This is a genomic window from Shinella sp., from assembly GCF_049651085.1.
GTDB lineage: Bacteria > Pseudomonadota > Alphaproteobacteria > Rhizobiales > Rhizobiaceae > Shinella.
On record NZ_JBASBL010000012.1, the window covers coordinates 1 to 5,370 of the forward strand.

The 5,370-nt window shown below is 63.2% G+C and carries 2 protein-coding genes; one reads left to right on the forward strand and one right to left on the reverse strand.

The features are described from left to right. Positions 1–371 precede the first annotated feature (371 nt). Entirely contained in the window at positions 372–2,327 is a 1,956-nt protein-coding gene (locus WA950_RS07625) for a M23 family metallopeptidase (protein ID WP_424551103.1), read from the forward strand. Between the two features lie 75 nt (positions 2,328–2,402). On the opposite strand, the gene clpB is transcribed toward WA950_RS07625, so the two are convergent. Further along, positions 2,403–5,009, reverse strand: coding sequence for an ATP-dependent chaperone ClpB (clpB, locus tag WA950_RS07630; RefSeq protein WP_424551104.1), 2,607 nt, complete (start codon positions 5,007–5,009; stop codon positions 2,403–2,405). Between the last annotated feature and the right edge of the window lie 361 nt (positions 5,010–5,370).

A 5,370-nucleotide genomic window follows, 5' to 3' on the forward strand; every position in this document is an offset into this window, starting at 1 on the left:
TAAGTCCGTCTCAATTCTCACCAGCTCCTATCGGAAACCTTAGAGCGAGTTCGTCGGCCGCCAGAAGCGCCGCCGCTCTCGTTCGATGAGCGGGTTATAAGGCTACCAATCCCCACTCGTCAACAGCCATGTGACACTTTTTTGAAAAAATCTTGAAAATTATGCGTTTAGCTTTCGCCGGCCGGGCGCAAACCCCGGTTTCCCGGGCTTCTCAGGCGACGACCCCGGCAAATTGCGTCCGCGCCCTCAGATATTCACAATCTCCCCCTCTATGAAGAGCTACCGAACCAGCGTGATTTGACTCGCGGGCCCTCCTGCGTGCATCTTCCCGCGCTGAAACGACGTAGCCAGACAGGACGAAGCGCATCGGCATGACCAATGAACGGAACATGATCCGATCCCTCGGCAATGAACCGCCGATCCTGGCCGACGGGCGCAAGGCGCCTGACCGCCGTGAAATCTCCCTTCGCTGGCTCTCCGGCACCTTCCTTACCGGCATCACCTCTTCCATCCTTATGGGGGTTGCACTTTTCGCCGCCCTCGACGGCCGCCAGCAGCTCGCCATTCCCGCCGAAGCCTTTGCCGCGCTCGGCGCGCCGAGCCAGACCAGCAAGACCGGTGAGACGGCCAAGCGCGGCGAACGGGTCCTGGAACCGGCCATCGTCGCAAAGCCCGCCGACAAGAAGATCATGGAAATCTCCACCATGATCCATGACGGCGAGAAGGAAGTGGTGCGCCGCCAGCCTTTCGCCCATGTGAAGATGGCGCTTGCCGCAAATCACGCAACGAGCGACGACTATCCGCGCTTTGATCCGCTCGCGATCTTCTCGACCAATGGCAAGGATGCCGCACCCGCCTCGCGCATGGGCACGATCTATGGTTCGGACGTCGAATCGGAAGTCGCGCTGCAGACCGACCCCTTCCCGACCGGCGGCTCGGCGCTCGACTATGGCGACCAGATGTCGATCGAGGAGGTCGAGGAGAATGTCCGCACCAACGGTTCGGTGCTGACGGACGGCAGCACGCAGGTCGCCTCCCTCTATTATGTCGACCCGCAGCGCTTCGCCTCCGACAGTTCCGATCTCGACCTCCTGGGGCTGACGGCCCGGATCGTCGAAGAGAACATGAGCGTATCGACCTTCGACACGCTGACGCCGGACGACACGGAATATGCCGACGACGTGATCCCCGTGCGCCGCGCCGCCGATATCGAGCAGGTCATGACGGCCGCCGGCTATACCAAGGCGCAGGGCGACGACCTCTCCACCTATCTGGAGCGCCAGCTCGGCAGCAAGGAACTTGCCGAAGGCGACGTGCTGCGCATCAACATTTCGCAGAAGGGCAAGGAAGCCAACATCGTGCGCGCCAGCGTCTATACGGGCGGCCGCCATGTGGTGACGGTCGCGCTCGACGACAGCGGCCGTTTCGTCAGCGGCGCCGAACCGCCGGTGCTCGATGCCGTCGCGACCGCCTTCGACGACGACGGCCGGCCGACGATCATCGCCGGGCGTGACCTGCCTCGCGTCTATGACGGCATCTACCGCGCCGCCCTTTCCTATGGCATGGGCCAGGACATGACGGCGGAAGTCATCCGCATTCTCGCCAGCAATGTCGATTTCCAGGCGCAGCTTCGCCCGACGGATTCGCTGGAGGCCTTCTTCTCCGTGACCGGCGAGAACGGCACGGCGGCGGAGGATTCGGAAATCCTCTTCCTCGACGCCAAGTTCGGCGATACGGAAACCCGCGTCTACCGCTTCCAGAACCCGGAAGACGAATCCGTCGACTACTTCGACAAGGACGGCAAGAGCATCCGGCAGTTCCTGCTGCGCAACCCGGTTCCCAACGGCACCTTCCGCTCGGGCTTCGGCATGCGGCGACACCCGATCCTCGGCTTCTCGCGCATGCATACCGGTGTCGACTGGGCCGCCCCGCGCGGCACGCCGATCATCGCCGCCGGCAACGGTGTCGTCGAAAAGGCCGGATGGGATTCCGGCGGCTACGGCAACCAGACGCTGATCCGGCATGCCAACGGCTACGTTTCGTCCTACAACCACCAGAATGCCATCGCCAAGGGCGTCAAGCCGGGCGCCAAGGTTCGCCAGGGCCAGGTCATCGGCTATGTCGGGTCCACCGGCCTGTCGACCGGCCCGCACCTGCACTATGAGATGATCGTCAACGGCAACAAGGTGGATGCGCTGAAGATTCGCCTGCCCGGCGGAAAATCGCTGGAAGGCAAGGCCCTTGCCCGGTTCGAGGTCGAGCGCAAGCGCATCGACGACCTGCTCGGCCGGGGCGACGGCGCGACGGAAGTCGCCGAGACGCACTGAACTTTCGCTTTCCCATTGCAGGAATCAAAAAAGCGCGGGCCGTGGCCCGCGCTTCGTTCATGGTCCCTATCCGCTTCAGGCGGCCTTGTTCACCGCCGCACTGTGCGGCGAAAACAGCAGCCGATCCGAGCCCGACGTCACCTTGATGGTGGACCCGTCCGGAATTTGGCCGGCAAGGATCTTCTCGGCCAGCGGATCCTGAAGGTGCTTCTGGATTGCCCGCTTGAGGGGACGCGCGCCATAGACCGGGTCGTATCCCTTTTCGGCCAGCCAGTGCACGGCATCCTCGTCCAGATCGAGCGCGATCTTGCGGTCTGCCAGCAGCGTGCGCAGCCGCTCGAGCTGGATATCGACGATCCTGCCCATTTCCGACCGCTTCAGGCGGTGGAACAGGATGATCTCGTCGATGCGGTTCAGGAATTCGGGCCTGAACGCCATCTTGACGACATCCATGACCTGATCGCGGACCGCATCGCTGTCCTCGTCTTCGCCGAGCGCCGTCAGATATTCGGCGCCGAGATTGGAGGTCATGATGATCATCGTGTTGCGGAAGTCCACGGTACGGCCCTGACCATCGGTCAGGCGGCCGTCGTCAAGGACCTGCAGCAGAACGTTGAAGACATCCGGATGCGCCTTTTCGATCTCGTCGAACAGCACGACCTGATACGGCCGGCGGCGGACGGACTCGGTCAGCGCACCGCCTTCCTCATAGCCGACATAGCCCGGAGGCGCGCCGATCAGCCGGGCCACGGAATGCTTCTCCATGTATTCCGACATGTCCATGCGCTGGATCGCCGTCTCGTCGTCGAAGAGGAAGCGGGCAAGCGCCTTGGTCAACTCCGTCTTGCCGACGCCGGTCGGGCCGAGGAAGATGAACGAGCCGATGGGCCGGTTCGGATCCTGAAGGCCGGCGCGTGCACGGCGGACGGCGCGCGAGACGGCCTGAACGGCATCGCCCTGGCCGACGACCCACTTGCCGAGTTCGTCTTCCATGCGCAGCAGCTTGTCGCGTTCGCCTTCCAGCATCTTGTCGACGGGAATGCCCGTCCAGCGCGACACGATATGGGCAATGTTGTCGGGGGTCACGACCTCCTGCACCATCGGATCCACATCGCCGGCATCGTGGCCTTCAGCATCTTCCAGCTCCTTTTCGAGCTTCGGAATGATGCCGTAGGCAAGCTCGCCGGCACGCTGGAACTCACCCTTGCGCTGGGCAATGGCCAGTTCGTTGCGCAACTCGTCGAGCTGGCGCTTGAGGTCGGCGGCGCGGCCGAGCTTGGACTTTTCCGCCTGCCAGCGCGCGGTGAGCGCGGCGGCCTCTTCCTCGATTGCGGCAAGATCGATCTCGAGCTTTTCGAGACGGTCATGCGACGAACGGTCGGTTTCCTTCTTGAGGGCCTCGCGCTCGATCTTCAGCTGGATGATGCGGCGGTCGAGTTCATCAAGCTCTTCGGGCTTGGAATCCACCTGCATGCGTAGCCGCGAAGCGGCTTCGTCCATGAGGTCTATGGCCTTGTCCGGCAGGAAGCGATCCGTGATGTAGCGGTTGGAGAGCGTCGCGGCGGCAACGAGGGCCGCATCGGCAATCCGCACCTTGTGGTGCTGCTCGTACTTCTCCTTCAGGCCGCGCAGGATCGAGATCGTGTCCTCGACCGTCGGCTCGTCCACCATGACGGGCTGGAACCTACGGGCAAGGGCCGCATCCTTTTCGACATGCTTGCGGTATTCGTCGAGCGTCGTGGCGCCGACGCAGTGCAACTCGCCGCGGGCAAGCGCAGGCTTCAGGAGGTTGGACGCGTCCATAGCCCCTTCCGCCTTGCCGGCACCGACAAGCGTGTGCATCTCGTCGATGAAGAGAATGATTTCTCCGTCTTCGGCCTGGACTTCCGCAAGCACTGCCTTCAGGCGCTCCTCGAATTCGCCGCGATATTTCGCGCCGGCAATCAGCGCGCCCATGTCGAGCGCCATCAGCTTCTTGTCTTTCAGGCTTTCCGGCACGTCGCCATTGACGATGCGCAACGCAAGGCCTTCGGCGATGGCCGTCTTGCCGACGCCCGGCTCCCCGATGAGAACCGGGTTGTTCTTGGTGCGGCGCGACAGAACCTGGATCGTGCGGCGGATTTCCTCGTCGCGGCCGATCATCGGGTCGAGACGGCCTTCGCGCGCATCGGCGGTGAGGTCGCGGGCGAACTTCTTCAGTGAATCGAAGCCCTGCTCCGCGCTTGCCGTATCGGCGGTGCGGCCCTTGCGGATTTCGTTGATCGCCTGGTTGAGCATGGTCGGCGTCACGCCGGCCTTGGCCAGGATGTCGGCGGTAGCAGCGGATTTTTCGATCATGAGCGCGAGCAGCAGGCGCTCGACGGTCACGAAGCTGTCGCCAGCCTTCTTGGCGGCTTCCTCCGCGGTGGAGAAAACCTTTGCCAGCGGCTGGGAAAGGTAGACCTGCCCGTTGCCGCCGGAAACCTTCGGCAATTTGGCAAGGGCAGCTTCATTGGCGATCCGCGCATCGCGCGCATTGCCGCCTGCCCGCTCGATCAGCGATGCGGCCATGCCCTGCTCGTCATCGAGCAGCACTTTCAGAACGTGCTCCGGCGTGAACTGCGGATTGCCATCCGCAAGCGCCTTCGTCTGGGCGGATTGCAGGAATCCGCGGACGCGTTCGGAGTATTTTTCAATATTCATCATCTGCCTCCATAACTCGGCCGGCCCTTCGAGGCACCGGTCGACGGTTCAGGATAAGGCTCCCGTCAAGGCAAGCCTTTCATGTCTGCGGTTCTCCGGCCTTGCGACCGGTCAACCGCCTGAAGCGAATATGGTGGAGCAATTTCCAGAATTAAAGGGAGCCCGGTGGATGACAGAGGACATTTTCGCGCTCACCCGAAACGCAAGAACCCGGCACAGTGCCGGGTTCTTCAAGATATGGAGGCGTCGTTATTCCGAGGCTTCAAGCGCCGGTGCGCCATCGTCGGCCGGCTGGGCTTCATCGCCGGCAGCCTGGCCTTCGCCGCGACGCGGGCGGCGCGGACGAGCGGCAGCACGGCGG